We start from the raw sequence: 26,158 nt of genomic DNA on the forward strand, positions 1-26,158 counted from the left end.
GATATTTAGGGCGCGGCGGTTTCGAAACGACAGAAGCAATGCTGAAACTGTCACAGGTTTCCGCTATAAGCCTTGGGGATCCTACTTGAAGAAACACCATGGCTCGACAGAACTGTAGCTCCTATGTCGTTTGTACATCGCCTCGCAGTGGCAGTACCATGCTGTGCAAGTTGCTTGCGGCCACAAAAGTTGCGGGGAACCCAGGGTCGCTTTTTCACAAACCATCAGTCGATGCGTGGCTGAGATACTACGATCTGGAAACGGCTACCTTCACGTCACGAAGAGAGACCCTGGACGCGATCGTCAGGGCCGCAATAGCGCGCGGGAAAGGCGAAACGGACGTTTTTGGGCTTAGGCTTCAGCGCGGTAGCTTCGCGTTCTTTATGGAACAGCTAAGTTACATGCATTCAGATTGCCGAACAGACCTGGAACGCATCGAGGCCACGTTCGGGCCAACGCTGTTTATCTACCTAAATCGTGACGATAAAATAGATCAGGCTATTTCATGCATCCGTGCCGAACAGACCGGTCTATGGCACCGCAATGCCGATGGTAGCGACCTTGAAGTGCAAGACGTTAAGCGGGAAGATGGTTACGATCCCGATGCTATCAGGGCACAGGTGTCAGAGTTTGTGGAGTTTGACAAAGCATGGCGATCCTGGTTCGAAGAGCAATCAATAGAACCACTCGAAGTTTCGTATGACGCGCTGGCGCGAGAGCCGCAGAAGGTGTTGGCGAGCATTCTTGATGCTCTGGGTGCAGATGCCTCAGTTGCGGATAACATACCCGTTCAAACGGCCAAAATCGCCGATGAGACGAACAGAAAATGGCGAGCACGATTTGAGTCCGAGGTGGCGCGCTCTGCCTCCTGAGGCTGAAGATAGATAGATGACCGTAAGGTTCCGCCTACAGCGCCTCCCCGACACAGATTCAGCAAAGGTCCGCTTTGCCCTGCGGGTTCAAATGGCGAGGACAGTAAGGCCGCTAAAGCGTTTCGAGTTTACCTTGAGACATCGCATAAAATCGAAACGCGTACACCCTATCGGCTTATCACTGCGTTTCAGGATAATCTTTTGTCTCAGGTTTATCCCGAAACGCTTTAAGAGCTTTGATTGGTTAACGAGAAAAGATCTCAGGCTCCTGAAATCGGCGCTTTTCGAGGCCCTAAAACGCCCTCGGCCCTTACTACCTAGTTTGGAGGACCAAGGTGGTAAGGGCCGAGTCGTCACTTGTGGATCATGGAGTCAGAAACTTGATCCGGAATTCTTAGCGGCGTGGCTGGAAGTTTGTTTGCTGAGATGGCCGGTCGAGACCTTGGCAAACTTCCTGAATAAATTCTTGCCCCCTAGTGCCGCATCAGTCCTCCATTACATTTTCTGTCTTCATTGGTGAGGCTGACTTCTGTGTTGCTGGCACAATGCCACCCTCGGGAAACAATATGGCACGGGCGAACACAATGTGCAGGCGGCAAAAAGGCGAGATTGTGAGGGCGTTGGAATAGAAGACCTATCCTAATGGATAGGTTCAACATGCTGTCTATAGGTGTCGCGGCAGGAATTCCAGATTTTGGGCAAACCTTCGGCCAATCGGGCAAATGTGGTAGTGTCATCGGCCTTGCAGGCTGTTTCCAGCTCTGCCAGCCGGGTGCGCAGGCTTTTGGCCCCAAATGTCCCGGCAGACCCTGCAAGCCGGTGAATCTGCGCCTGCATATCCGGGGAAATACTGCCGTTGACGGCCGCGATGTCAGCCAATCCGGTGTCAATCTCGTCGATAAACCTGGTTGCGGAGGCAGCGAATTTCTTGTCGCCCAGAATCTCGCGCAGATCGTCGATTACCGCCTGGTCAGTCTCCACCTCGGTCGTGGAGCCATTTGCATAGCGCGCCAGCACCTTACTGAGGCGCGCGCGGTCAATGGGCTTGTTCAGACATTCATTCATGCCCGCTTCGCGAAACCGGTTGAGTTCCTCATGCAGCACATGTGCGGTCAGGCCAACAATGGGAACGGCCGCGGACCGTCCTGCCCCCTTACGGATGGCACGGGTCGCTGCCACGCCATCCATCACCGGCATGGAAACATCCATCAGGATCACATCATAGGCTTTGGCTTTCGCGGCCTCTACGCCCAGTTTTCCGTTTTCGGCTTCAGTGACCTTGTGGCCCAGTGTTTCCAGCAGGCGGCGGGCAACGAAGCGGTTGATCTCGTTATCCTCGACCAAAAGGATATCAAGCGTGCGCACCTCACCAGCCGGCACAGGTTTTTCCTCATCCCAATATGCTGCCACTTCGGAGCTGCTGGGTTCGCGATAGGGAACCTTGACCCAGAAGGTGCTGCCGACGCCCAGATCGGAGTTCAGGCCAATCTCGCCGCCCATCGCCTTAGTCATGCGGCGGCAGATCCCCAGGCCCAACCCGGTCCCGTCAGAACGCCGCTCGTAAGACGCATCAATGGTGACAAAGTCGTCAAACACCCGCGCCAGATCCTCTGGCGGGATACCGATGCCGGTGTCGGCAATGCGGTACATCAGCGCCGGCTCGCCGCTTTCAAGCTTGCCCATTGCGACAACCACGGTGATCACACCGTCCTGCGTGAACTTGCAGGCATTGCCGACCAGATTGAACAGGATCTGACGCAGGCGGAAGCTGTCGCCGATGCTCAACTCCCCCGGTTTCAGCTTGTTCGCCAGGCTCAGGCTGTTGCCCTGTCGGGCCGCCAGCGATTGGTTGATGCTGACAACCTCTTCGGCGATTTTGATGGGTGAGAACACATCGGCGTTCAGCTCCAGCTTGCCCGCCTCGCTTTTGGAGATATCAAGGACGTCATTGATATGGCGCAGCAGCAACTGGCCTGAGGTTTTGGCGACATCGACATACCGGTCTTGCTCTTCCGTTAGTTTGGTCTCTCCCATCAGGTCGAGCGTGCCCATGATGCCATTCAGCGGTGTGCGCATCTCGTGGCTCATCACCGCCAGGAAATTCGATTTGGCGCGTTCTGCTGCAAGGGCGGAATCGCGGGCGGCACGCAAGTCCTGCTCGGCCGCCAGACGGGCCGAGATATCGCGGATAAAGGCAACAAAGATGATGCCTTCGGGGCCGGATGCTGCAGCGACCGAAATCTCAACCGGGAAATCGTGTCCGTCCTTGTGCAGACCCGCCAATTGCAGCAGCCCGTCATCGGGCAGTTGCATATCCCCTGATTGCAGGATGCTTTCCACGGCTTTGTAGTATTTCAGGTGCATCTCTTCGGGGATCAGCAGCGGCACCATGTCCTGGCCCAGAACCTCCTCAGCCGAATAGCCGAAAATAGAGCTGGCCGCGCCGTTGAAGTCGATGATCGTGCCTTCGGGATCGGTCACGATGACCGCATCCAGCGATGCGCCGACCGTTGAGGCCAGACGCGCATAGACCTGCTGCCGTTGTTGGCTTTCACGCTCGGTAATGCCGAACTGACGGAACAGGATCGACAGCAGGATCGCCAAGGCAATCAGGATACAGGCAGTCAGAAGGCCAACCCGTGCCAGCAGTGACGAGATAAAGCCGCGCTGATCGGCCGACTGGCGGTCAAAAATCGCGATCCCCTCGATCGCAAGCGTCCGGGCCGAGGGCTGGATCATATCTGTCCGACTGGCAATTTCCGGCAGAGAAGTCCGCAAGGCAGCATCCCAACTGTTGATCAGCGGCACCGTGCGGTCGACATAGTTTTCCAGCCGGGCAAGGGCGGCGGCGGCAATGGCGTTGGTGTGCAGTTCTTCGCGGATCCGACCATCGGTCAGCGTGTTGATGCGGCTGACCAGACGGTCAAAGCGCTTGCGGACTTGTCCAAGCTCTGCCGCTTCGGGGTGCGTTCCCAGCGCGATGCGCATCTGCAACAGGTCCGCCTCCAGCTGGGACAGGTTCCATTGCACGTTGTCCTGAGAGGCTTCCTCCAGCACACGCAATTCGGTCCTGATCTGATATGCGGCCAGCACAAGCGTTGCCACACCGACCAGCATGAGGATGGTCAGCGCCGAGATATTGAACCGTTTTGATAGCCAGCGCGCTTGTCTCACTGAGCCTCCGGCAGTGTTTTCAGACCAAATATTGTTAGTCGCCGAGGGCGGGTCTGTCCAGTTTTCAAAAGCAATGGGGATAAGAAATTCCTTGCGATACCTGATAGTTCGCCGGTGTTTTCCGGGTGCTTCGTGACTTTGACAGGCGCGAGTTCTGACTGCCGGCGACAATACTTATGCGATATCTGTCTTTTTGGGTCGGGGCGGCAATTGAAATGAGATGAGGCTGGAAACTAACGGGCCTTGATAACAGTTTGCGACCAGGTGAGAACGAGTGGACGCCATATCTCGGTCGAGTGGATCGACAACTTCAAGATATTGTAGGCGTGTTCGGTTTGTTTGCCGGACCGCAGGGACGACTATTAAAGTGGTCAGGTCCTGGCGGGCAAACGCGTTTCAACTGCGCCTTGGTGTACGGCGATAGGTCATTTCGCCTTAAACACCCAAGACTAGGTCAGACCGACCATGCGTCAGCGCACCCGTTACCACCGCGCCACAAGTGTTGCGGAATACCCACTCAAAGCAGCCTAGGCCCGACTAGTCTTTGCCCTACGCAGTGTCTTTTCCGATGGCCCAGGCAGTACAAGCGGGCGATCGGACAGCAGCGTTTCCATGGAGAAATAGCCGGTCACAGTCTCAAGCTCGATTCCAGATGTCAGGCGCTGATAGACCGCATCATAGCCGGACATGGCCCGGGTCACGACTTTCAGCAGATAATCCCATTCCCCGCCGATCCGGTGCATTTCCACCACATCAGGGATACTGGCGACATGCGCGGCAAAGCGTTGCGCCCATTCAACGCTGTGATGGCGCGTGCGCACCATGACAAAGATGGTCAGATCCAGCCCCAGCGCCGCTGCGTCCAGCTGCGCCCGATAGCCTTCGATCACCCCACTGTCATGCAGCCGCTGCATCCGCCGCCAGCAGGCGTTCTGCGACAGGCCCACCTGTTCAGCGACGGCGCGCTGTGAAAGATTGCCGTCGCGTTGAAGCAGCGAGAGGATTTTTGCGTCAATGGCGTCTATCTCGATCATATGATCGAATTTATGCAGCAATTCGGCAAAATCAAGTGAAGATATATTCCCTCGGCCTGTCATAGACTGCCCGAAACGCAGGACAGGACGATGACAACAGATTTCGATGATTTCTCAGCCTCGATCAACACCCCGCATGTGGTCGAAGACCTGCGCGGCGGACTGATCGGCAAAAACGCAATGATTAATGGGCCTTGCGGGCCCAAAAAACTGGTTTACGCCGACTATGTCGCATCGGGCCGGGCCCTGCGCCAGATTGAGGATTTCGTGCAAGAGCGCCTGCTGCCCTATTACGCCAACAGCCATACCGAGGCGTCCTTTGTCGGCGGGCGGATGACCCGGCTGCGGCGCGAGGCGCGGGATGTGATCCGGCACCTGTGTCATGCGGATGAGCGGCATGCGGTGGTCTTTACCGGGTCGGGCGCGACGCAAGGGATCAACCGGCTGGTGCATCTGTTTGGGCTGGACCGCAAGGGCGGGCCGCGGCCATGCGTGATCATTGGGCCTTACGAACATCACTCCAACATTCTGCCCTGGCGCGAATGCGGGGCCGAGGTGGTCGAGCTGCCCGAGGCGGAGTGCGGCGGCCCCTGCCCTAACGCTCTGGCTGCGGCACTGAAAAACGCGGAAGGTCGTCCAATCGTCGGTGCATTTTCTGCCGCATCCAATGTCACAGGCGTGCTGACCGATATTGCCGCCGTGACCCGCCAGCTTAAGGCTGCGGGCACGTTGGCTGTGTGGGATTTTGCCGGTGGCGGGCCATATCTGCCTATCGATATGTGCCCGGCCCCGGATGCCGAGATTGACGCTATCGTCCTGTCGCCACACAAATTTGTCGGCGGGCCGCAGGCGACCGGTGTGCTTTTGCTGCGCAAGGATGCCGTTGTGAGCACCCGCCCGACCTTTCCCGGTGGTGGCACGGTGCGTTTTGTATCCCCGACCGGGCATGACTACACCCAATCCGTCGAAGCGCGTGAGGAGGCCGGAACCCCGAATGTCATCGGTGATTTGCGGGCGGCCCTGTGCTTTCTGGTCAAGGATGCGATCGGCCAGGACTTTATCACCCGCCGCAATGCTGAGGTCAGCGCACGTGCCATCGACATTCTGGCCGCAGATGACCGGATTGAGCTTTTGGGCCGTCTGGATTGCCCGCGCCTGCCGATCCTGTCCTTCCGCATTCGCGATGGTCAGGGCGGTTTTGTGCATCAGCAGCTGGTCACCCGGATGCTCTCGGATCGCTATGGTATTCAGGCGCGCGGCGGCTGTGCCTGCGCAGGGCCTTATGTCCACCGGCTGCTGGGCATCGACGATCACGCCTCCGAAGCAATGCGGGCCGCGATCCTGTCCGGGCAGGAGCTGGAGAAACCCGGCTTTGTCCGCCTGAACCTGAGCTATCTGGCCAGCGATGAGGAAGTTGCCTATATCTTGAATTCCGTGCTGGAACTGGCGCAGCAGGCAACGGCACAGGTCTCAACCTATCGCGCCGACCCGGCAACCGCCGTTTTCGAGCCTCTGGCAAGCTAGCTGCTGCGCTCAGCCCCCCAAAAGCGGCCGAAAAGTGGCGAAAACCTTATATACAAAGGTACAGACGCCACACTCTTTCGGATTCTGCGGATTGACCCAAGGTTTGGCTCGACATATCCGAAAGCGTCGGCCATTAAAAAATAAAGGGGGCGACCGAGCGGTATTGCCAATGAAATTGTTACTTGCCGATGACCATGATCTCGTACGCGAGACTCTGGCTGCATTCCTAGAGACTGACCCCGACCTGACTGTTATGCAGGCCGATAACCTTGACGATGCGCTACAGATCATCGCCAGGGACGGGGTTTATGACCTGTTATTGCTGGATTATTCCATGCCCGGCATGAACGGCCTGGATGGGCTGTCACGCGCCATGGAGGTGAATGAGGGTAAGCCGGTGGCGCTGATTTCCGGCACCGCGACCAAAGCCGTTGCCGAAGCCGCATTGAAATCCGGGGCCGCAGGCTTTCTGCCCAAGACCATGGCCGCAAGGTCAATGGTCAATGCTGTGCGCTTTATGGCGGCGGGCGAGGTTTTCGCACCGCTGGACTTCATGACCAATGAGGACGAGGCCGTCGATAGCGAAAGCGACCTGACCCAGCGGGAACGTCAGGTTCTGCGCGGTGTGGCCGATGGCAAATCCAACAAGGAAATCGCCCGGGAACATGACCTGCAGGAAGTGACCATCAAGCTGCATGTCAAAAACCTCAGCCGCAAGCTGGGCGCGCGCAACCGCACCCATGCCGCGATGATTGCCCGGGATCGCGAACTGATCTGAGGTGGCGACACTCCGGCGCGGTTGCGACCCTGAGCTTTGGCCGCTAACTAGGTGACAAACAGCATCAAGCCAGGGGCACGAAATGGGCCAAAGCGAACGGCGCGACATCCATAATTCGGACATCCCCTTGGTATGTCGGTCCTGCGAGGCGCGTAACAGGGGTGTTTGTGGTGCGTTGACCCCACCACAACTGAGCGAACTGGCCCGCCACACCCAGCAGCGCAAGCTTAGCAGCGAAGAGGTGTTGAGCGCCGAGGGTGAGGACAGCGCCAACTATGGCAATATCGTTTCTGGTGTCGTGCGCCTGTCCAAACTGATGGCTGATGGCCGCCAGCAGATCGTCGGCTTGCAATTCGCTCCGGATTTTATCGGCCGCCCGTTTCAGCGCGGCAATAACGTCACCGCAGAGGCGGCAACGGACCTGCGGGTCTGCGCCTTTCCTAAGACAGTTCTTGATCGGTTGATTGCGGAAACACCGGAGCTTGAGCACCGCCTGCACGAACAGGCCCTGCGCGAGTTGGACGAGGCCCGCGACTGGATGCTGACCCTTGGCCGCAAAACCGCGGCGGAAAAAGTTGCCAGTTTTCTGCATCTGATCGCCATCCATTTCGACCCCGAGGCCGAGGATCAAGGCAAACCAATCCGGTTCGAACTGCCCCTGAAACGCGCTGATATCGCCGATTTCCTTGGCCTGACCATCGAAACCGTCAGCCGCCAGATCACCCGTTTGCGCCGCGATGGTATCATCTCGGTCGAGAACAATCGCACTGTCTCGGTTCCCGACCTGTCCCGCCTGCACGAAGCCTGCGAAGCGCAGTTTTAAGGAAATTCAGTCAACGCGACACGAATGTAGCGTGCACACGCACCCACTTGCGCGTTGACCCGAGGGCTTGACCGCTTCGAACAAGTCACCGCAGAAGCAGCCAAATCGAAAACCTGCTGCGCAAGGGCTGGCACGATCAGCGCATCTCATTACAGTAGAGGCGGCACTGAATTTAGAGGGCGGGCATTTTATGACGAATAGTCCACGTTTCTTTGGATTTTGGCTTCCTGTTTATGATGAAAAAACTGCGCGCGAGGCCGTGAAGATGTCTGGGTTGCCCGTCCTTGTGATGGGCGGTAACGCCGCATTGTTTGCGCTTATTTCTGCCGTAGGCCCAACCCCTTCCTACGGCTTGGCAACTTGTTTTGCGGCAATTTCCCTAGTTTTGATCGTTCTGGCATTCAGGATACGCGCAGGATGGGCGAGCGCTGTTCCCATCATGATGACTTTGTTTGTTATCTTTGTGGTTTTGAACATCTATCTGTCGCTCACTGATTACCGCTTATCCGGTGGCGGCGGTGTTAATGCTGTTCGCATAACCTTGGCTTGGGTTATTCCGGCCTTCTGCACCGCCTTGGCCTTCGGCGGCTGGCGTTGGCTTCAGAAAAACCGTCCGACCGAGCAGCATTAGGGTCTTTCAGGGCGTCCTGCCCCTAGCCCTGCCCATGCGTATGGGTATTCAGATAAGGCAAAAGGTATTCCCGCTCGAAAGCGATGTGCCGGCGCATGGCGGCGAAAAGGCCACGGAGCATGTAACCCAGCGAGTCCACCTTATCGCGGTCACGTTCGGCGATCAGGGTAGACAGGCGATCCTCGATCTCTTCGGCAAAACTGCAATCGTCAAAATGCTCTTCGCTAAGCCTGTCAAGCGTATCTGACAGGTCAGGGCTCAATTGCCGCAGCAGCGGGAACACGGTCTTTTCTTCAAACTCGTGGAATTGCCGTAATGCTGGCGGGACCGATTGCAGAAGCATCCGGCAATGCTCTGACGTCACACCAACCGGCAGGCGATCCGCCAAATCCTCAAGCGCAGCGCAAAGCTGCAGGTTCTGGGTCAGATACGCGTCGAACTCTGCCCGGATTGCATGCAGCCGGACCGCCGTATCGGTCATGCCGTTTGCTGATCCGTCTGTCTGGTTCATCTTGCGGGTCCATTTTTCGTCTAGGGACAAAATGACCCAACTGACCCGGCATCAACCTTGATCTGGATCAAGGCCGGTTTCCCCGTTTCCATCCATTTCTGCGTCAGCTTTCCGGCAAACGGGTGTGGCCAATGTGCTGCGACTCGGTTGGTGGGCATCACGGGTGCGAAGGAGCGCATAAGGATGAGAAACGGGATAGAAATGATCATGGTCGGGCTGGCAACCATGCTTGTCTTGGTCATGGCCGGACTGGCACAGGACAGCTTGTTCCAGCAGCATATGGTCATCACGGGGATTGTGTTGGCAATAGCAACGGTGATCCTGCTGCGCCGGGTGGATTTTGCCGCCGACGGGCCAAAGCAGGTGCCCTCGGGATATAATGACAGCATCGTTCGCTATGGCGTTATTGCGACCATGTTCTGGGGCATTGTTGGGTTTCTCGTTGGTGTGCTTGCGGCGTCGCAACTGGCCTGGCCATGGCTGAACATCGAGCCTTGGTTTAACTTTGGCCGCGTGCGCCCGCTGCACACCTCTGCCGTTGTTTTCGCCTTTGGCGGCAATGCACTCATCGCGACTTCATTCTTTGTCGTGCAGCGCACCACACGGGCGCGCCTGTTTGGCGGCAACCTGGCCTGGTTTGTTTTCTGGGGCTATCAGTTGTTCATCGTTTTGGCCGCCACCGGCTATCTGCTGGGCATCACCCAAAGCAAGGAATACGCAGAGCCTGAGTGGTATACTGATGTCTGGCTGACTGTCGTCTGGGTCGCTTACCTGGTGGTGTTCCTTGGCACCATCCTGAAACGAAAAGAGCCGCATATCTATGTGGCCAACTGGTTCTATCTGGCTTTCATCGTGACCGTTGCAATGCTGCATGTGGTCAATGCCCTGTCCATACCGGTGTCGTTGCTTGGATCCAAAAGCTATTCTGCGTTCGCTGGCGTTCAGGATGCTCTGACCCAATGGTGGTACGGGCATAATGCAGTCGGCTTTTTCCTAACTGCCGGCTTCCTGGGTATGATGTACTATTTCGTGCCGAAACAGGCCGAACGCCCGGTTTATTCCTACCGTCTGTCGATCATCCACTTCTGGGCGCTGATCTTCCTTTATATCTGGGCCGGTCCGCACCACCTGCACTACACCGCGCTGCCCGACTGGGCGCAGACGCTGGGTATGGTGTTCTCGATCATGTTGTTGATGCCGTCCTGGGGCGGGATGATCAACGGCCTGATGACCCTTTCGGGCGCCTGGGACAAGCTGCGCACCGATCCGATCCTGCGCATGATGGTGATGTCGCTGGCCTTTTACGGCATGTCCACATTTGAGGGACCGCTGATGTCGGTCAAAGCTGTGAATAGTCTTTCGCACTATACCGACTGGACCATCGGGCACGTCCATTCTGGAGCGCTAGGCTGGGTCGGGCTGGTCTCCTTTGGTGCCATCTACTATCTGGTTCCCAAGCTGTGGGGGCGTGAACGCCTCTACTCGCTGCGGCTTGTGAACTGGCACCTTTGGCTGGCGACCCTGGGCATCGTTGTTTATGCGGCCGTCATGTGGGTCTCGGGCATTCAGCAAGGTCTGATGTGGCGCGAGTATAACGATATGGGCGGCCTGGTTTATAGTTTTTCTGAAACTGTCGCGCCCATGCATCGCTACTATGTCGTACGGACGCTGGGCGGGGTTCTGTACCTGCTGGGCGCGCTGATCATGGCCTACAACATTTACAAGACAATCCGCGGCGATGTCCGGGAAGAAGCACCAATGGGTGCCGAAGCCCCGGTCCCGGCAGAGTAAGGAGTTCGATCCGATGTCAATTCTGGACAAACACCAGGTACTGGAAAAGAACGCTACGCTGCTGCTGGTTGCCTCGTTCGGGGTGGTCACCATCGGCGGGATCGTGGAAATCGCGCCGCTGTTCTATCTGGAGAACACCATCGAAAAGGTAGAGGGGATGCGCCCCTACTCTCCGTTAGAGCTGGCCGGGCGCAACATCTATATCCGCGAGGGCTGCTATGTCTGCCACAGCCAGATGATCCGCCCCTTCCGCGACGAGGTGGAGCGGTACGGCCATTACTCGCTGGCAGCGGAATCGATGTATGATCATCCGTTCCAGTGGGGCTCAAAACGGACCGGGCCGGATCTGGCCCGTGTCGGGGCGCGCTATTCCAACGACTGGCATGTGAAGCACCTGATCGAACCAACCTCGTTCGTGCCTGAATCCATCATGCCGTCCTATGCTTTTCTGGCTGACGCTGACCTGGAATTCAACAATCCAGCGGCGCACCTGAAAGCCAACACAATTGTGGGTGTACCCTATACCGAAGAGCAAATCGAAAACGCAGAGGCCGATCTGAAAGCACAGGCCAATCCGGATGCAGACTGGTCCGGTCTGGAAGAGCGTTATCCCAAGGTGGTTCTGGGCGACTTTGACGGGGATCCAAAGCGCCTGACAGAAATGGACGCCCTGGTCGCCTATTTGCAGATGCTTGGCACATTGGTCGATTTCTCTGTCTACCAACCACAAGAAAACATCCGCTAGGAGGGTCCGATGGATTATCAGTCGATGCGCACTTTTGCCGACAGTTGGGGCCTGCTGGCCATGACGATCTTTTTTGTCCTCACGGTTCTGTGGGTGTTCCGCCCCGGATCACGCAAACTGAGTGACGATGCTGCCAGTATCCCTTTCAAGGAGGACGAAAATGTCTGACCAGAAAGATATCGATGAGTTTTCCGGCGTCGAAACCACCGGCCATGAATGGGACGGCATCAAGGAATTGAACAATCCGCTGCCGCGCTGGTGGCTATGGAGTTTCTACGCCACTATCGTCTTTTCGCTGGTCTATGTCGTGCTGTACCCAGCCTGGCCGCTAATCAGCTCTGCCACGGGCGGTGTCCTGGGCTGGAACAGCCGCACGGCTCTAGCGGAAACCATGGAACAGGTTGAGGCGTCAAAGGCGGGACAGATCGCGGCCATTCGCGAAAAATCGGTTGAGGAAATCCTCGCCGATCCGGAGTTGCGAAGCTTTGCGATCGCATCGGGCGCTGCAGCGTTCAAGATCAATTGCGTGCAGTGCCATGGCTCCGGCGCTCAGGGCAGCCCGGGCTATCCGAACCTGAACGACGACAGTTGGATATGGGGCGGCACGCCCGAGGCGATCCACTATTCCATTCAGAACGGTATCCGGTTCGAGCAGGACGAGGATACCCGAATCTCTGACATGCCTGCCTTTGGCGCGGATGATTGGATCACCCCACAGGAAATCGCACTGGTCGCCGATCATGTCCTGTCCTTCACCAACCGCGCCGAAACCTCTGAGGAAGGGGCGGATCTTTACCTGGAGAACTGTTCCAGCTGTCACGGCGAACAGGGCGAAGGCATGGCCGATCTGGGTGCGCCACAGCTGAACGACGCACTTTGGCTTTATGGCCGGGAGCGGGAGGACATCATCGCGCAGATTCACAAACCCGTGCATGGTGTGATGCCCGCCTGGGAAGATCGGCTTGGCGATGTCACGGTCAAGGAGTTGGCCGTTTATGTCCATTCGCTGGGCGGCGGACAGTAACAATGCTTGGTCCAGCCCCGACAACAGGGCTGGGCCAAACCCAACGGTGGCGTGACGCATTGTCCACCGGTGTTGACGATCATGAAGACGCGTCCGGATGTTGGATGCAAGGAAACCTAGCGACAGCGCCATCTGTGACCATGTCACAGACTGACCTGCCACTGAGTGCCACACTTGAACGCGCCATTTGGTAACGACTTCCCTGGACTGACAGGACCCAAGATGCAGGACGACGGCTCAATCGACAAACTGGATGTCAGCGCGGTGAATACCGGGGCCAAGGCTGCGGCAGAACCACTTTATGCCGCGCGTGAGAAGATCCACCCCAAGCGCGTCTCGGGCAACTATCGACGCCTGAAGTGGATCATCATGCTTGTCACATTGGGCATCTACTATCTGACGCCCTGGATCCGGTGGGATCGCGGCCCCTACGCACCCGATCAGGCTGTTCTGATCGATATGGCCAACCGACGCTTCTACTTCTTCTTCATCGAAATCTGGCCGCAGGAATTCTTCTTCGTTGCCGGCCTATTGGTCATGGCCGGTATCGGGCTGTTTCTGGTCACGTCAATCGTTGGCCGCGCCTGGTGTGGCTATGCCTGCCCGCAGACAGTCTGGACCGACCTATTTCTGGTTATCGAACGCTGGGTCGAAGGGGATCGCAATGCCCGCATCCGCCTGGACAAAGCACCATGGAGCTTCGACAAAACCAGAAAGCGTGTCGTCAAGCATGTGATCTGGGTGCTGATCGCCATCGCAACCGGCGGGGCCTGGATCTTCTATTTCGCTGATGCCCCAACGCTTTTGTACAATTTCGTCACCTTCCAGGCACCTCTCATCGCTTATTCCACCGTCGGCATTCTGACCGCCACGACCTATGTCTTTGGTGGCCTCATGCGTGAACAGGTCTGCATCTACATGTGCCCCTGGCCGCGTATTCAAGCCGCAATGCTGGACGAAGACAGCCTTGTTGTGACCTATAATGACTGGCGCGGCGAACCTCGCAGCCATGGCAAGAAACGCGATGCCGCGGCCGCCACCGGCGATTGTGTCGATTGTAACGCCTGCGTCGCGGTTTGCCCGACCGGGATCGACATCCGCGATGGCCAGCAGATGGAATGCATCACCTGCGCACTTTGCATCGACGCCTGCGATGACATCATGACCAAGCTGGGGCGCGAGACCGGCCTGATCTCCTATTCCACACTGAAGGACTACAACCACAACGTCGCCATCGCGACCGACCCCGAAACGGGAAAGCTCAACCCTGGCAGGGTGCGCGATGCGGCAGGTGGCTTTGTCGACAAAGTCCGGCATTTTGACCCCCGGGTTTTTCTGCGTGTGCGCACTCTGATCTATACTGGCCTCTGGTCGCTGATCGGTGTCGGTCTGCTGGTCGCGCTATTGTCGCGCGACAGGCTGGAGCTGAACGTCCAGCGCGACCGAAATCCGGTCTTCGTACGCCTGTCTGATGGCTCGATCCGCAACGGCTATACGGTGAAACTGTTGAACATGGTGCCCGAACCCCGCGTTATCTTCCTGTCGCTCGAAGGTCTGCCCGGCGCAACCATGTCCATCAACGAGGTGGATCAACCCGACGGCGTGTCTTTCGCAATCGATGTCAAACCTGACAAGCTGCGGCAGGTAAAGGTGTTCATTACGCAGCCCGCCAACGACGTTGAGCCCGGCGCCACCAGCTTCGTGCTGCGGATCGAGGACAAGCAGTCGTTTGAAAGCGACACCTACAATGCAACCTTTGAAGCCCCGAGGGAGGAATAAGATGTTCGGAAATCTGTTCGGGACCCGCAATTTCACAGGCTGGCACATGACCGGTCTTCTAGTTGCGTTCTTTGCTGTGATCATCACGGCCAATTTCATCATGGCCTGGCAGGCGATCCACGCCTGGCCCGGGCTGGTGGTCAAAAACTCCTATGTTGCCAGTCAGGAGTTTGACGAAAAGACCGCAGAGCGGCGCGCCCAGATCGCACTGGGCTGGACCGCGGAAACTGCCTATCAGGATGGGGTTCTGACCGCATCGCTGAAAGACAGCTACGGCAATGCCCTTAGCGGCGCAGATGTCACCATGCATCTCAGCCGCCCGGTCACCGACACAGCCGACCTGGACTTGAAACTGTCCGCCCGTGATATCGGCGTTTATGAGGCTCAGTATCAACTGGACGGGGGGCGTTGGGATATGACCCTGACCGTCCGGCACCGGGATAAGACCTGGACCCAGCCAATTCGTATGGAAATCGACTAAGATGCAATGCTGTACCCTGGCCGTTGATTGCGCCGAGCAGGTCGAAGAGACCAACCTTGCCGCCCAGCGCGAGGCTTTGCGCCATGCCGGGCGCGAATTGCCCGATGGTCGGGTGCAACTGGTCTTTTCCGTGCCGGGAATAAAGTGCGGCAGCTGCATCGGCGCGATCGAACGCGGTCTGGCAGAGCTTGACCAGGTTGAGGCACGTGTGAACATGACGCTGAAACGTGTCTCTGTGACTTTGCCGCCCGATCATGACCCGCTGAAGGTCGCGCAACATCTTTCCGCCCTGGGATATCCGGCAACACCGGTCGATATGGGCGATCTCGGCACCCTGGAAACAGACCGGGAAAGCCGCCGACTGCTGCGTGCACTGGCAGTCGCAGGCTTTGCCGCCGCCAATGTGATGCTGCTATCCGTGTCAGTCTGGTCCGGTGCGGAGGGCGCAACGCGCGATCTGTTCCATATGATATCGGCGATCATCGCGATACCAACCGCCGCCTATTCCGGACAAAGCTTTTTCCGTTCTGCCTGGGGCGCGCTTTCCGCAAAACGGCTTAACATGGACGTCCCGATCTCTTTGGCGGTGATACTGGCACTTTGCATGAGCCTGTATGAGGCCCTGACCCACGGCACCGAAGCCTATTTTGACGCCGCTCTCATGCTGCTGTTCTTCCTGCTGATCGGGCGCTATCTGGATCAGCGGATGCGCGAACGGGCCCGCTCTGCCGTGATCGGCCTTAGCCGTATCGCCGCCAAGGGCACAATGGTGCTGGAGGACGGAACGCCAACCTTCCGCCCGGTTGATGAGGTAAGGCCCGGCATGCTGCTGCTGGTCCCCGCGGGCGAGCGCATACCGGTCGATGGCGTGGTGGAAACCGGCCAGTCCGACCTCGACCGCTCTCTCGTCAGCGGAGAGGCCGCACCGGTCGCCGCCCGTCCCGGCCTGAATGTTGAGGCCGGGGTACTGAATATCGGTGCGCCGCTGGAACTTCGTGCGACCAAAGCGGCCTCGGACAGTTTCCTTGCCGAAGTGATGGAGATGATGCAGGCCGCCGAGGCCGGGCGCGGCAGCTATACCCGGGTCGCCGACCGCGCCGCCCGGCTTTATGCACCGGTTGTGCATCTGCTGGCCTTGGTGACCTTTGTCGGCTGGATGATCGCGGGTGCCGACTGGCACAGCGCTCTTTATATCGGGATCGCTGTCCTGATCGTGACCTGCCCCTGTGCACTGGGCCTTGCCGTACCCGTCGTGCACGTCATTGGCGCAGGGCGCTTGTTCGAAAACGGTATCTTGATGAAAGACGGCGCCGCACTGGAGCGCCTGGCAGAGGTTGACCGCGTGGTTTTTGACAAAACCGGCACCCTGACCACGGGTGCCCCGCTGGCCACCCTGTCCGAGCTGACCCCCAACGAAGAAGCCGCAGCCCTTGCACTGGCGCGCGCCTCGACCCATCCGGTCTCTCGCGCGGTTGCCAATGCTCTGCCGCACATCACACCCGCCGAACTGGAACATGCGGAGGAACACCCCGGATGCGGCCTTGAGGCCCGGTTGAATGGCACGGTGCTGCGCTTTGGTCGCGCCGACTGGGTCGCTGAAATTGCCAGCACCCCCACCAACACCGACGGCCCGGCCTTTGCCTTCGCCGGAAAACCCGCCAGGGGCTTTGGCCTGCGCGAAACCCTGCGCACAGGCGCAGAGGACACCGTCGCCACCCTAAACGCCCAGGGCTTTGCACCTGTACTTGCCTCTGGTGATACTCAGGCCCGGGTTTCGGCCATGGCCACCCGGCTGAACCTGCCCGACTGGCGGTCCGGTATGCGCCCGGCCGACAAGATCGCCTGCATCCGCACCCTGCAGGACCAGGGCCACAAGGTGCTTATGGTCGGCGACGGGTTGAATGATGCACCGTCACTCGCTGCCGGTGATGCCTCCATGGCCCCGGCCTCGGCGTCCGATGTGGGGCGCATGGCAGCCGATTTCGTCTTTACCCATGACGATCTGGGCGCTGTTGCCACCGCCCTTGCAACAGCACGCAAGGCCCGCCGCCTGGTGCAGCAGAATTTCGGCCTCGCCATCCTTTACAATTGTATTGCGGTTCCACTGGCCGTCTCCGGCTTCGTCACCCCGCTGATCGCCGCTCTTGCGATGTCCGGCTCCTCCATCGCCGTGGTCGCCAACAGCCTGCGCCTCGCCCGGCGCACAGCCCCGGCCCCACGCACCACCTTGTCAGAGGTTCCCGCATGACCGGACTTATGCTTTTGATCCCGGTTGCCCTATTCATGGGCCTGATCGGCCTTGTCGCCTTTCTGTGGAGCCTCAACTCCGGCCAATACGATGACCTCGACGGTGCCGCCCACCGCATTCTGGACGATGACGAAGACCCGACCTGACCCTTCATTGTTCCCCAAATATCCCCGCCGGAGGCTCCCACCACCAGCCAAAAGCGCTAGCCGCCATCCACCTGGGCCTGCAAACGCCCAACCGCCCAATCCGCCGCATCCCGCACCACCGAATCAGCATCCTTGCGCAAGGACAGCGCCCGTGGAAGCAATCCCGCGATACCAGAGTTGCCAATCGCATAAAGCACGTTGCGCACAAACCGGTTGCGCCCGACCCGCTTGATGGGAGAGCCGGAAAACACCTGCCGGAACTCCCCGTCACTCAGGGCCGCCAGATGGTCCAGTTTGGGGCAGCGCAGCTCAATCCGGGCCCAATAGGCCTGATCGCGGGCTGCGACGGCAAACTTGTTCCAGGGGCAAACCGCCAGACAATCGTCGCACCCATATATGCGATTGCCCAGCTTCGGGCGCAGGTCCTCATCCACAGGTCCGTCATGCTCGATGGTCAGATAGGAGATGCACTTGCGCGCATCCAGCTGAAACGGTGCGGGAAAGGCATCCGTGGGACAAATGTCCAGACAGCGGCGGCAGTTTCCACAGTTATCCGTGCCGGGCGCATCAACCGGCAGCTCAGCGGTGGTAAAGATTGCCCCCAGAAACACCCAGTTGCCCAACTCCCGGCCCAACAGATTGGTGTGCTTGCCCTGCCAACCCAGCCCTGCAGCGGCAGCCAGAGGCTTTTCCATCACCGGGGCAGTATCGACGAAAACCTTGATCTCGGCCCCGGACTGATCGACCAGCCAGCGCCCCAGGCGTTTCAGACGCTTCTTGACCACATCATGATAGTCCCGCCCCTGCGCATAGACTGAAATCATGCCGCGTTCCGGCTGATCCAGCAGCGCCATTGGATCGCGATCCGGCGTATAGGGTTCAGCCAACATGACAACAGAACGCGCCTCGGGCCAAAGCGCTGATGGATCACCGCGCCAATGCTGGCGTTTTTCCATCCACTCCATTTGACCATGATACCCCGCCTCAAGAAACGCCTTCAGACGCGCAGGCGCATCGGGGATCGCATCCGGGCGGCACACACCCATTGCAGCAAACCCTTCTTCCAAGGCGCGCGCCTTGAGGGCAGCTTTCAGCGTGGCCCCCTCGCCGCGCACTCAGAAATCCAGATCAGAATAATGCGATGGCGGCGTAAAGCCCGGCACCAGATCAGCCAGCAAAGACCGGAAAGCCGGGCGCGACTTGATCTTGGCATACCAGTCGCGCATCGCCTCGTTCCGGCCCCAATCGACATCGCCGATATAGTCAAGGCTGGACAACTGGGCGGCGGCGGCAAAATCAGCAATTGTCATCTGATCGCCGGCCAGCCAACGGCGGCCTTCCATCAACCAACCGATATAATCCAGGTGATATTTGATGTTCTTGGCCCCCTCCTTGATCTTCTTGCTCTCAGGGTAGCCAGATTTCATCAATCGCTTATAGACCCGCTCATACAGCAGGTTTTCCGTCACCTCATGGTGGAACTTGTCATCGAACCAGGCCACCAGACGTCGGGCCTCGGCCCGTTCAGGTGCGCCTTGCGGCAGCAAGGGATGATCGGGGTGCGTTTCTTCGATATATTCAAAGATCGCACTTGAATCGACCAACACCAGCCCATCCATTCGCAGCATCGGTACCTTGGCCGCAGGGTTCAGGCGCAGAAAATCCATGCGCTCTTCCCATGGACGTTCTTCGACCAGTTCGACCTCGATCTTCTTTTCTGCCAGAACCAGCCGGATCTTGCGGCAGAATGGCGACAACGGCATGTGATAGAGACGACGCATCAGCGGGTAAGCTCCGGTGTTTGCATGCCTTTGTGCCTTGCCCGGGCGACAGTTTCAAGCATGCGGACGCATGGATCAGATACAGGCATCGCCGCGCTGACGGGCGACAAGCCGCGCCCCACTGGCAATCTGGCTGGTCCGCCGTGCCGTCAAAGGCCCCGGCCGCGCGGCAGAGCGGCGTTTTGGGCTGGGCAGAATTGCCATCAGCCGGGCCGCTTGCGTACGGCTGAGATCCGAAGCCTCGACACCAAAATAGTGCTTGGACGCAGCACCGATCCCGAACACACCTTCGTCGAATTCGGCAACGTTCAGATAGACCTCCATGATGCGCCGTTTGCCCCACAACGCTTCGACAAGCCCGGTAAAGACCACCTCTACACCCTTGCGTACCCAGGATCGCTCTTGCCAAAGAAACACGTTCTTGGCCGTCTGCTGCGAGATGGTTGAGCCGCCGCGAAAACGCTCTGTATCATTCAGTGCGGCGCGGATTGCATCAACGTCAAAGCCGATATGTTCGCAGAATTTGGCATCCTCAGCAGCGATAGCACTTTGGATAACATAGCGGGGTAGAACGTCGATCAGTACCCATTCCCGCTTGAGCGCGCCGATCCGCATCCATTCCTGTGCCTGATAGTAGTTCAGCGGCGGATTCACAAAACGCAATGCGAAGACCACAGCCACTGTGGTCAGAACAATCACGGTCAGGCCCATGCCGACAAACCGGGCAAGCCGGTCCAGAAAGGGCTTTTTCTTTTTGCGCCTGCGACGCCGGATCGGCTTTCGCAATTGGTGCTTTGTGCTGCTCATAAACATGCGGGATTCAGGGGGATGGCCGCTTTCTATACTTTCGCTAAGGCTACCTATCCTAAGGGAATAATGCAAATACCGGCGACTTTTTTCCGTGTTATGCGACGGAAAAGCGCCGGTGGCACGTGGAAACAGTATCTGAGAAAGCAAAGGAACGGATACATGAACCGCAAAATCGGAATAACTGTCCTGGTCGCCGCAGCACTGGCAACCGGTGGGATCGCATTGGCCAAAGACCGGCATCGTGATGGTCATAATGGCCGGGGCCACGCCCGGATCGATCAGATGATTGAGGCGTTCGATCTGAACAAGGACGGCGTGCTGACGCAAGAAGAGATCGACACCGCACGGGCACAGCGCCTGCAGCAATTCGATACCAACAGCGATGGCAATCTGAGCCTTGAGGAATACCAAGCCCTGTGGCTGGATGCGATGCATGAGCGCATGGTTGATCAGTTCCAGCGCCATGACGATGACGGCAACGGGCTGGTCACAGCCGAGGAATTTGGTGAGATGCAGGCAAAAATGGTCGCCCGCATGGACCGCAATGACGACGGTCAGATTGACGCCAATGATATGCGCCACCGTGGTGACGGGCGCCGAGGCCGCGACAGGTCGGATAGCGGCGAGCGTTCCAACGACTGACGCCTATTGCATCAGGCAAAGAATGGCCTGATCACTGGCGTGCGCCGCCCCTTTCCCCGGGGGCGGCGCTTTGCTGAATAGATGCGCCGGATTCTATTCGGCGGGCACCGACACATCTGCATCGCTAAGTGGATGCTCAAGCCGGGTCAGCATCTCTTTCGGCACGATCTGCAGGAAATGCCCCGAGGTCGTGGACCAGTGGCGCAGGATGTCATCGGCCAGTTGGCTGTGGGTTTCATCGCTGTGCGCGGTGACCAGGTTTTTCAGCACAGCGGTCCAATGGGCCGACTGCAGCGATTGCGCGATGATGGTTTCATCGTTCAGGCGCTGACGCATCTCACCATGTTCATCATAAAGAAACGCCATCCCGCCGGTCATCCCGGCCCCGAAATTGTCGCCAATCGGGCCAAGGATCACAGCGACACCGCCGGTCATATACTCACACCCGTTCGAGCCGCAGCCCTCCACCACAACATCAGCACCCGAGTTGCGGACACAGAACCGTTCCCCGGCGCGGCCATTGGCAAACAGCGCGCCGCCCGTTGCGCCATAAAGCACGGTGTTGCCGATGATGGTGTTGTCCTTGGCCACCAGCGGGCTGCCCAGCGGCGGGCGCACAACGATGCGGCCACCTGACAGGCCCTTACCGACATAGTCGTTGGCGTCGCCCGATACCTCAATCTTCAGCCCCGGCGCGGCAAAAGCCCCAAGGCTTTGCCCGGCCGAACCTGACAGCTTTACCGTCAGGTGATTAGGCTGCAGGTTGTTGCGCATACCGAAGCGCTGCACGATCTGGCTGGAGACCCGCGTCCCGATGGTCCGGTGCGTGTTCTGCACCGCATAGGACAGCTGCATCTTTTCACCATCCTTAAAGAACGGCTGCGCGTCCTGCACGATCTGGGCGTCCAGCGTTTCAGGCACCTCATTGCGCGGTTTCAGGCGGTCATAGGTGATATCCTCGGCCCCGCTGACCGTGATCAGCAGCGGGTTCAGGTCCAGATCGTCCAAATGTGCCGCACCGCGGCTGACCTGGCTCAGCATATCGGCCCGGCCAATCACCTCGTCGAGGGAACGCATACCAAGCGACGCCAGAACCTCGCGTACCTCTTGCGCGTAGAAGGTAATCAGGTTGACCACCTTGTCGGCATTGCCGGTGAACTTGGCGCGCAGATCGTCGCGCTGGGTGCAAACGCCCACCGGGCAGGTGTTGGACTGGCACTGACGTACCATGATACAACCCATCGCGATCAGGGCGGCGGTGCCGATGCCGAACTCCTCGGCCCCCATCATCGCGGCGATGACGATATCGCGGCCCGTCCGCAAACCGCCATCGGTGCGCAGCGTCACCCGCTCGCGCAGGTTGTTCAGCGCCAGCACCTGATGCGCCTCGGTCAAGCCCATTTCCCAGGGCAGGCCGGCATATTTGATGCTGGTCGCGGGGCTGGCCCCCGTGCCGCCATTATGGCCAGAGATCAAGATCACATCGGCCTTGGCCTTCGCCACACCGGCAGCAATCGTGCCAACGCCCGACTGCGCCACCAGCTTGACCGTCACTTTGGCGCGTGGGTTGATCTGTTTCAAATCATAGATCAGCTGGGCCAGATCCTCGATCGAATAGATATCGTGATGCGGCGGCGGGCTGATCAGGGTCACACCCGGCGTGGAATGCCGCAGCCGAGCGATCAATTCGGTGACCTTGATGCCCGGCAGCTGACCGCCCTCACCCGGCTTGGCGCCTTGCGCGACCTTGATCTCAAGCTCTTCGCATTGGTTCAGATATTCCGCCGTTACGCCAAACCGTCCGCTGGCGACCTGCTTGATCTTGGCCGACGGATTGTCACCATTCGGCTCAGGATGGAAATGCGCCGGGTCCTCGCCGCCCTCGCCGCTATCGGACTTTGCGCCGATCCGGTTCATTGCCACATTCAGCGTCTTATGCGCCTCAGGGCTGAGCGCGCCAAGGGACATCCCAGGCGTAACGAACCGTTTGCGGATGGAGGTGATGCTTTCCACCTCTTCCAGTGGGATCGGTGTCACATCGGGTTTGAAATCCAGCAGATCGCGCAGATGGATCGGCGGGGCCGACCGCATCATCGCGGAATATTTCTTCCACAGATCAAAGCTGGCCCGGTCGCAGGCCGATTGCAACAGATGCATGCCCTGCGCACCCCAGGCATGGGTTTCCCCGCTGCGGCGCGATTTATAAAGACCCCCGATGGGCAGCACATTCGCGCCCATTCGCCAGCCCTTGGCATGTACGGCCTGAACCTGGGTCTTGATGCCAGAAATACCGATGCCAGAGATCCGGCTGACCATGCCGGGGAAGTATTCAGCCACCATGGCGCGGCTAAGGCCCACCGCCTCGAAGTTCATGCCGCCGCGATAGGAGGAAATCATACTGATCCCCATCTTCGACATGATCTTCAGCAGGCCCTGATTGACCGCCTCGCGATAGCGCGCAACCGCTGTGGCCAGGTCCATATCCAGCAGACCCCGGTCAATGCGATCCGCCATGCTGTCCTGCGCCAGATAGGCGTTAACCGTGGTGGCACCACAACCGATCAACACGGCAAAGTAATGCGGGTCCATACATTCCGCCGACCGCACATTCAGCGAACAAAAGGTGCGCAACCCCTTGGAGGTCAGCCAGCTATGCACCGCACTGGTCGCCAGGATCATCGGAATGGGCGCGCGATCCTCGGACTGTTCCGCATCACTCATCACGATATGCTGGGCCCCGGCACGTACGGCCACCTCGGCCTGCGACCGGATCGCATTCAGTGCCTCGCGCAGAACGCCCGGCCCGCCTTCGGCCGGGAAGGTGCAGTCGATGGTGACAGCATCCTTGCCGAACACCTTAACCATCGCATCAAACTGCCCGTTCGACACAACGGGGCTTTCCAGCATCAGAATCTCGGTCTGGTTGCTGTCCTCATCCAGCACGTTTTTCAGATTGCCGAACCGGGTCTTCAGACTCATCACCCGATGTTCGCGCAGACTGTCGATCGGCGGGTTGGTCACCTGGCTGAAATTCTGCCGGAAGTAATGGCTCAGCGGCCGGTACTGCTCGGACAATACCGCCGAGGGCGTGTCATCCCCCATTGAGGCAATCGCCTCTTTCGCATCCTCGGCCATCGGGGCAAGGATGTTCTCCAGATCTTCCAGCGAATAGCCCGCCGCGATCTGACGCTTGCGCAGCACATCACCGGTGTAATGCACAGGTTCGTCGGCCACGCCCATGCTATCCTCAAGCGAAGTAATCGAGCCGACCCAGCTGCCGAAATCACGCGATGCCGCAAGCGCGTCCTTCAGGGCGGTATCGTGGTAGAGCTTCCCCTCGGCCATATCGATGCCCAGCATCTGACCGGGGCCCAGCGCGCCTTTTTCCACCACGGTCATCTCATCGGTGGGCACCATGCCAACCTCGGACCCGGCGATTACCAGCCCGTCACCAGTCACCACATAGCGCATTGGCCTAAGGCCGTTGCGATCCAGCCCGGCACAGACCCAGCGACCATCGGTCATCGCCAGCGCCGCCGGGCCGTCCCACGGCTCCATCACGGCGTTGGAATAATTGTACATGTCAATCCAGGCTTGCGGGATCTTGGTCGCGGTTTTCGACCAGGCCTCAGGCACCAGCATGGTTTTCGCCATCGGTGCGGTCCGCCCGGCACGCACCATCACCTCGAACACGGCATCCAGCGCGGCCGAATCCGATGACCCCGCCGGGATGATCGGCTTGATATCATCCTGCAATTCGCCAAATGCGTCCGAGGCCATACGAATCTCATGGCTGCGCATCCAATTCACATTGCCTTTCAGCGTGTTGATCTCGCCATTATGGGCCAGCATCCGGAACGGCTGCGCCAGCCACCATTGCGGGAAGGTGTTGGTCGAATAGCGCTGGTGATAGATGGCGAAGGCCGAGGTAAAGCGTTCGTCCATCAGGTCGGGGTAAAAAACCGCCACCTGCTCGGCCAGCATCATGCCTTTATAGATCACCGACCGGCAAGACAGGCTGCAGATATACAGCTCGCTGACCTGGCGTTCCGCTGCTGCCTTTTCAATCCGGCGGCGGATGACGTAAAGCTCCCGCTCAAAGGTTTCTTCGTCCACGCCCTTAGAATTGGAGATCAGGATCTGCTCAATCTCTGGCCGGGTCGCATCGGCCTTTTCGCCAAGGACCGAGATATCCACCGGCACATGGCGCCAGCCATAGATGGTATAACCCATGGCCAGAACTTCGGTTTCCACGATGGTCCGGCAGGTTTCCTGCGCACCGAAATCTGTGCGCGGCAGGAATACCATGCCAACGGCCAGCATTGCATCATCCGGCTCGTGCCCGGTGCGCCGGACCTGATCATGGAAGAATTCAACCGGAATCTGCACATGGATACCGGCACCATCCCCGGTCTTGCCATCCGCATCGACCGCGCCCCGGTGCCAAATCGCTTTCAGCGCCTCGATGCCGCTTTCGACGACCTGACGGCGCGGCTTGCCGTCCACCGCCACCACAAGCCCAACCCCGCAAGAGGCATGCTCATCCTCGGTGCGGTACATCCCCGTTGCGGCCAGCCGGTCCCGCTCGGCCTCATAGGCTTTGGTCCAGTTTTGCATATCTTGGGTCATAAGCGATCCTCATCGTCAAACGCGCGGGGCGTAGTCTTGATCAGCGACGAAACCTGCGCGCCGCAGTCATATTTCGGGATACGGGAAAAGAAGCCGTCTTCGCCCGGACGGATGATTTCGATGGGGGTGTGGTTGTATCTTTCTTCACCCTCAGGCGTTTGCAAAATACCTTCGCCATCGATCATGATTTGATCAGACAGCAGCAGATAGTCCTTGCTGGTTCCACTGATGTTCATGTCTAGGCCGGTGATATCGTTTTCCTTCACCATCATGGAAACGGATGTCCGCAAGACCTTCAGTTGCTCTCCGTCAACAACAATGACTTCGCCTGTCCGGGCAGACTTACCAACGGCTCTAAGTTCAACTTCCAAAACCAGAACACGGAGGCTTACGGTCATGTCGATGGTGTCGGTTCCCGTTTCAATCAGTGAGGACATGGACGAGTTATCTTTTGCTGACTTGGCAGTCATCATTAACCCTCCGATTTCAAAGTCCTGGATGTGGATGAACTCTCCGTCAGGTCCGTATTTCTCGAACGACATGACGGCACCCTCATCACCAAAATATCCGGCCCATCCCTCTGCGCCGCCGTCACATTCCCAAACGTTCATCACCTGACACTCGCGCTGCTGCACGGTCAGGATTTTGGTGCATCTCCGGGGCGGCTCAAACACCGTGTCCGCCAGCAATCCGCCGGGCATCAGAAGGGCACAGATCGTCAGTATCATACGCATC

The 26,158-nt window shown here is 58.6% G+C and carries 22 protein-coding genes; 14 read left to right on the plus strand and 8 right to left on the minus strand.

Annotation, left to right across the window (positions count from 1 at the left end; all coding sequences use genetic code 11):
- Nucleotides 1–98: 98 nt before the first annotated feature.
- Nucleotides 99–872, plus strand: coding sequence for a Stf0 family sulfotransferase (locus tag ACW9UQ_RS01300; protein WP_458929184.1), 774 nt, complete (start codon nt 99–101; stop codon nt 870–872).
- A gap of 639 nt (nt 873–1,511) precedes the next feature.
- Here ACW9UQ_RS01300 and ACW9UQ_RS01305 read toward each other — a convergent pair.
- Nucleotides 1,512–4,046, minus strand: a complete 2,535-nt coding sequence (locus tag ACW9UQ_RS01305) for a hybrid sensor histidine kinase/response regulator (protein WP_458929185.1) — start codon at nt 4,044–4,046, stop codon at nt 1,512–1,514.
- 527 nt (nt 4,047–4,573) lie between these two features.
- The gene (locus ACW9UQ_RS01310) at nt 4,574–5,080 is read right to left on the minus strand and encodes an Lrp/AsnC family transcriptional regulator (protein ID WP_458929186.1); all 507 of its coding nucleotides are present in this window, start codon (nt 5,078–5,080) and stop codon (nt 4,574–4,576) included.
- A gap of 90 nt (nt 5,081–5,170) precedes the next feature.
- Between ACW9UQ_RS01310 and ACW9UQ_RS01315 the strand changes: the two genes are divergently transcribed.
- The 4 genes from ACW9UQ_RS01315 (at nt 5,171) to ACW9UQ_RS01330 (ending at nt 8,836) form a co-directional block, all read left to right on the plus strand.
- A complete protein-coding gene (locus ACW9UQ_RS01315; protein WP_458929187.1) occupies nt 5,171–6,604 on the plus strand; it encodes an aminotransferase class V-fold PLP-dependent enzyme in 1,434 nt (477 codons plus the stop codon).
- Between the two features lie 169 nt (nt 6,605–6,773).
- Complete coding sequence (locus ACW9UQ_RS01320; RefSeq protein WP_458929188.1) at nt 6,774–7,382, plus strand: response regulator; 609 nt, start codon at nt 6,774–6,776, stop codon at nt 7,380–7,382.
- A gap of 82 nt (nt 7,383–7,464) precedes the next feature.
- On the plus strand, nt 7,465–8,205 hold the full coding sequence (locus ACW9UQ_RS01325) for a Crp/Fnr family transcriptional regulator (protein WP_458929189.1): 741 nt from the start codon (nt 7,465–7,467) through the stop codon (nt 8,203–8,205).
- A 67-nt stretch (nt 8,206–8,272) separates the two neighbouring features.
- Nucleotides 8,273–8,836 carry a hypothetical protein gene (locus ACW9UQ_RS01330; protein ID WP_458929190.1) on the plus strand — a complete coding sequence of 188 codons (564 nt, stop codon included), beginning with the start codon at nt 8,273–8,275 and terminating at the stop codon, nt 8,834–8,836.
- A gap of 22 nt (nt 8,837–8,858) precedes the next feature.
- On the opposite strand, the gene ACW9UQ_RS01335 is transcribed toward ACW9UQ_RS01330, so the two are convergent.
- A complete protein-coding gene (locus ACW9UQ_RS01335) occupies nt 8,859–9,347 on the minus strand; it encodes a hemerythrin domain-containing protein (protein ID WP_458929191.1) in 489 nt (162 codons plus the stop codon).
- Nucleotides 9,348–9,530: 183 nt separating this feature from the next.
- Between ACW9UQ_RS01335 and ccoN the strand changes: the two genes are divergently transcribed.
- The 8 genes from ccoN (at nt 9,531) to ccoS (ending at nt 17,561) form a co-directional block, all read left to right on the plus strand.
- Entirely contained in the window at nt 9,531–11,138 is a 1,608-nt protein-coding gene (ccoN, locus tag ACW9UQ_RS01340) for a cytochrome-c oxidase, cbb3-type subunit I (protein WP_458929192.1), read from the plus strand.
- A 13-nt stretch (nt 11,139–11,151) separates the two neighbouring features.
- Nucleotides 11,152–11,883, plus strand: a complete 732-nt coding sequence (gene ccoO, locus ACW9UQ_RS01345; RefSeq protein WP_458929193.1) for a cytochrome-c oxidase, cbb3-type subunit II — start codon at nt 11,152–11,154, stop codon at nt 11,881–11,883.
- Nucleotides 11,884–11,892: 9 nt separating this feature from the next.
- Nucleotides 11,893–12,051: a cbb3-type cytochrome c oxidase subunit 3 gene (locus ACW9UQ_RS01350; protein WP_458929194.1), complete on the plus strand. Its 159-nt coding sequence runs from the start codon at nt 11,893–11,895 to the stop codon at nt 12,049–12,051.
- The gene (gene ccoP / locus ACW9UQ_RS01355; RefSeq protein WP_458929195.1) at nt 12,044–12,907 is read left to right on the plus strand and encodes a cytochrome-c oxidase, cbb3-type subunit III; all 864 of its coding nucleotides are present in this window, start codon (nt 12,044–12,046) and stop codon (nt 12,905–12,907) included. The genes ACW9UQ_RS01350 and ccoP overlap by 8 nt, the downstream gene beginning before the upstream one ends.
- Before the next feature lie 222 nt (nt 12,908–13,129).
- Complete coding sequence (gene ccoG, locus ACW9UQ_RS01360) at nt 13,130–14,686, plus strand: cytochrome c oxidase accessory protein CcoG (RefSeq protein ID WP_458929196.1); 1,557 nt, start codon at nt 13,130–13,132, stop codon at nt 14,684–14,686.
- A gap of 1 nt (nt 14,687) precedes the next feature.
- Nucleotides 14,688–15,167, plus strand: coding sequence for a FixH family protein (locus tag ACW9UQ_RS01365; protein WP_458929197.1), 480 nt, complete (start codon nt 14,688–14,690; stop codon nt 15,165–15,167).
- 1 nt (nt 15,168) lies between these two features.
- Nucleotides 15,169–17,415, plus strand: a complete 2,247-nt coding sequence (locus ACW9UQ_RS01370; protein WP_458929198.1) for a heavy metal translocating P-type ATPase — start codon at nt 15,169–15,171, stop codon at nt 17,413–17,415.
- Entirely contained in the window at nt 17,412–17,561 is a 150-nt protein-coding gene (gene ccoS / locus ACW9UQ_RS01375) for a cbb3-type cytochrome oxidase assembly protein CcoS (RefSeq protein ID WP_458929199.1), read from the plus strand. Before ACW9UQ_RS01370 ends, ccoS begins: the two co-directional genes overlap by 4 nt.
- Before the next feature lie 56 nt (nt 17,562–17,617).
- On the opposite strand, the gene queG is transcribed toward ccoS, so the two are convergent.
- The 3 genes from queG to mtgA form a co-directional block, all read right to left on the minus strand.
- Nucleotides 17,618–18,676 (minus strand): tRNA epoxyqueuosine(34) reductase QueG, encoded by a 1,059-nt coding sequence (gene queG, locus ACW9UQ_RS01380; protein ID WP_458929200.1) that lies wholly within the window; start codon nt 18,674–18,676, stop codon nt 17,618–17,620.
- Nucleotides 18,677–19,342, minus strand: a complete 666-nt coding sequence (gene fzlA, locus ACW9UQ_RS01385) for an FtsZ-binding protein FzlA (protein ID WP_458929201.1) — start codon at nt 19,340–19,342, stop codon at nt 18,677–18,679.
- A gap of 75 nt (nt 19,343–19,417) precedes the next feature.
- Nucleotides 19,418–20,149 (minus strand): monofunctional biosynthetic peptidoglycan transglycosylase, encoded by a 732-nt coding sequence (gene mtgA, locus ACW9UQ_RS01390; protein ID WP_458929202.1) that lies wholly within the window; start codon nt 20,147–20,149, stop codon nt 19,418–19,420.
- A gap of 162 nt (nt 20,150–20,311) precedes the next feature.
- Here mtgA and ACW9UQ_RS01395 point away from each other — a divergent pair, with 162 nt between their 5' ends.
- On the plus strand, nt 20,312–20,794 hold the full coding sequence (locus ACW9UQ_RS01395) for an EF-hand domain-containing protein (RefSeq protein WP_458929203.1): 483 nt from the start codon (nt 20,312–20,314) through the stop codon (nt 20,792–20,794).
- Between the two features lie 93 nt (nt 20,795–20,887).
- Here ACW9UQ_RS01395 and gltB read toward each other — a convergent pair whose 3' ends face one another.
- Complete coding sequence (gene gltB / locus ACW9UQ_RS01400; RefSeq protein ID WP_458929204.1) at nt 20,888–25,423, minus strand: glutamate synthase large subunit; 4,536 nt, start codon at nt 25,421–25,423, stop codon at nt 20,888–20,890.
- Nucleotides 25,420–26,157, minus strand: a complete 738-nt coding sequence (locus ACW9UQ_RS01405; protein WP_458929205.1) for a hypothetical protein — start codon at nt 26,155–26,157, stop codon at nt 25,420–25,422. The genes gltB and ACW9UQ_RS01405 overlap by 4 nt, the downstream gene beginning before the upstream one ends.
- Nucleotide 26,158 lies beyond the last annotated feature (1 nt).

The organism is Halovulum sp. GXIMD14793 (genome assembly GCF_054457435.1).

Excerpts from the sequence above, each read along its gene's own strand:
- ACW9UQ_RS01300 (WP_458929184.1), top strand. The coding sequence starts at position 99 with ATGGCTCGACAGAACTGTAGCTCCTATGTCGTTTGTACATCGCCTCGC.
- ACW9UQ_RS01310 (WP_458929186.1), bottom strand. The coding sequence starts at position 5,080 with ATGATCGAGATAGACGCCATTGACGCAAAAATCCTCTCGCTGCTTCAA.
- ACW9UQ_RS01315 (WP_458929187.1), top strand. The coding sequence starts at position 5,171 with ATGACAACAGATTTCGATGATTTCTCAGCCTCGATCAACACCCCGCAT.
- ACW9UQ_RS01320 (WP_458929188.1), top strand. The coding sequence starts at position 6,774 with ATGAAATTGTTACTTGCCGATGACCATGATCTCGTACGCGAGACTCTG.
- ACW9UQ_RS01325 (WP_458929189.1), top strand. The coding sequence starts at position 7,465 with ATGGGCCAAAGCGAACGGCGCGACATCCATAATTCGGACATCCCCTTG.
- ACW9UQ_RS01335 (WP_458929191.1), bottom strand. The coding sequence starts at position 9,347 with ATGAACCAGACAGACGGATCAGCAAACGGCATGACCGATACGGCGGTC.
- ccoN (WP_458929192.1), top strand. The coding sequence starts at position 9,531 with ATGAGAAACGGGATAGAAATGATCATGGTCGGGCTGGCAACCATGCTT.
- ccoO (WP_458929193.1), top strand. The coding sequence starts at position 11,152 with ATGTCAATTCTGGACAAACACCAGGTACTGGAAAAGAACGCTACGCTG.
- ACW9UQ_RS01350 (WP_458929194.1), top strand. The coding sequence starts at position 11,893 with ATGGATTATCAGTCGATGCGCACTTTTGCCGACAGTTGGGGCCTGCTG.
- ccoP (WP_458929195.1), top strand. The coding sequence starts at position 12,044 with ATGTCTGACCAGAAAGATATCGATGAGTTTTCCGGCGTCGAAACCACC.
- ccoG (WP_458929196.1), top strand. The coding sequence starts at position 13,130 with ATGCAGGACGACGGCTCAATCGACAAACTGGATGTCAGCGCGGTGAAT.
- ACW9UQ_RS01365 (WP_458929197.1), top strand. The coding sequence starts at position 14,688 with ATGTTCGGAAATCTGTTCGGGACCCGCAATTTCACAGGCTGGCACATG.
- ACW9UQ_RS01370 (WP_458929198.1), top strand. The coding sequence starts at position 15,169 with ATGCAATGCTGTACCCTGGCCGTTGATTGCGCCGAGCAGGTCGAAGAG.
- ccoS (WP_458929199.1), top strand. The coding sequence starts at position 17,412 with ATGACCGGACTTATGCTTTTGATCCCGGTTGCCCTATTCATGGGCCTG.
- fzlA (WP_458929201.1), bottom strand. The coding sequence starts at position 19,342 with ATGCGTCGTCTCTATCACATGCCGTTGTCGCCATTCTGCCGCAAGATC.
- mtgA (WP_458929202.1), bottom strand. The coding sequence starts at position 20,149 with ATGAGCAGCACAAAGCACCAATTGCGAAAGCCGATCCGGCGTCGCAGG.
- ACW9UQ_RS01395 (WP_458929203.1), top strand. The coding sequence starts at position 20,312 with ATGAACCGCAAAATCGGAATAACTGTCCTGGTCGCCGCAGCACTGGCA.
- gltB (WP_458929204.1), bottom strand. The coding sequence starts at position 25,423 with ATGACCCAAGATATGCAAAACTGGACCAAAGCCTATGAGGCCGAGCGG.
- ACW9UQ_RS01405 (WP_458929205.1), bottom strand. The coding sequence starts at position 26,157 with ATGCGTATGATACTGACGATCTGTGCCCTTCTGATGCCCGGCGGATTG.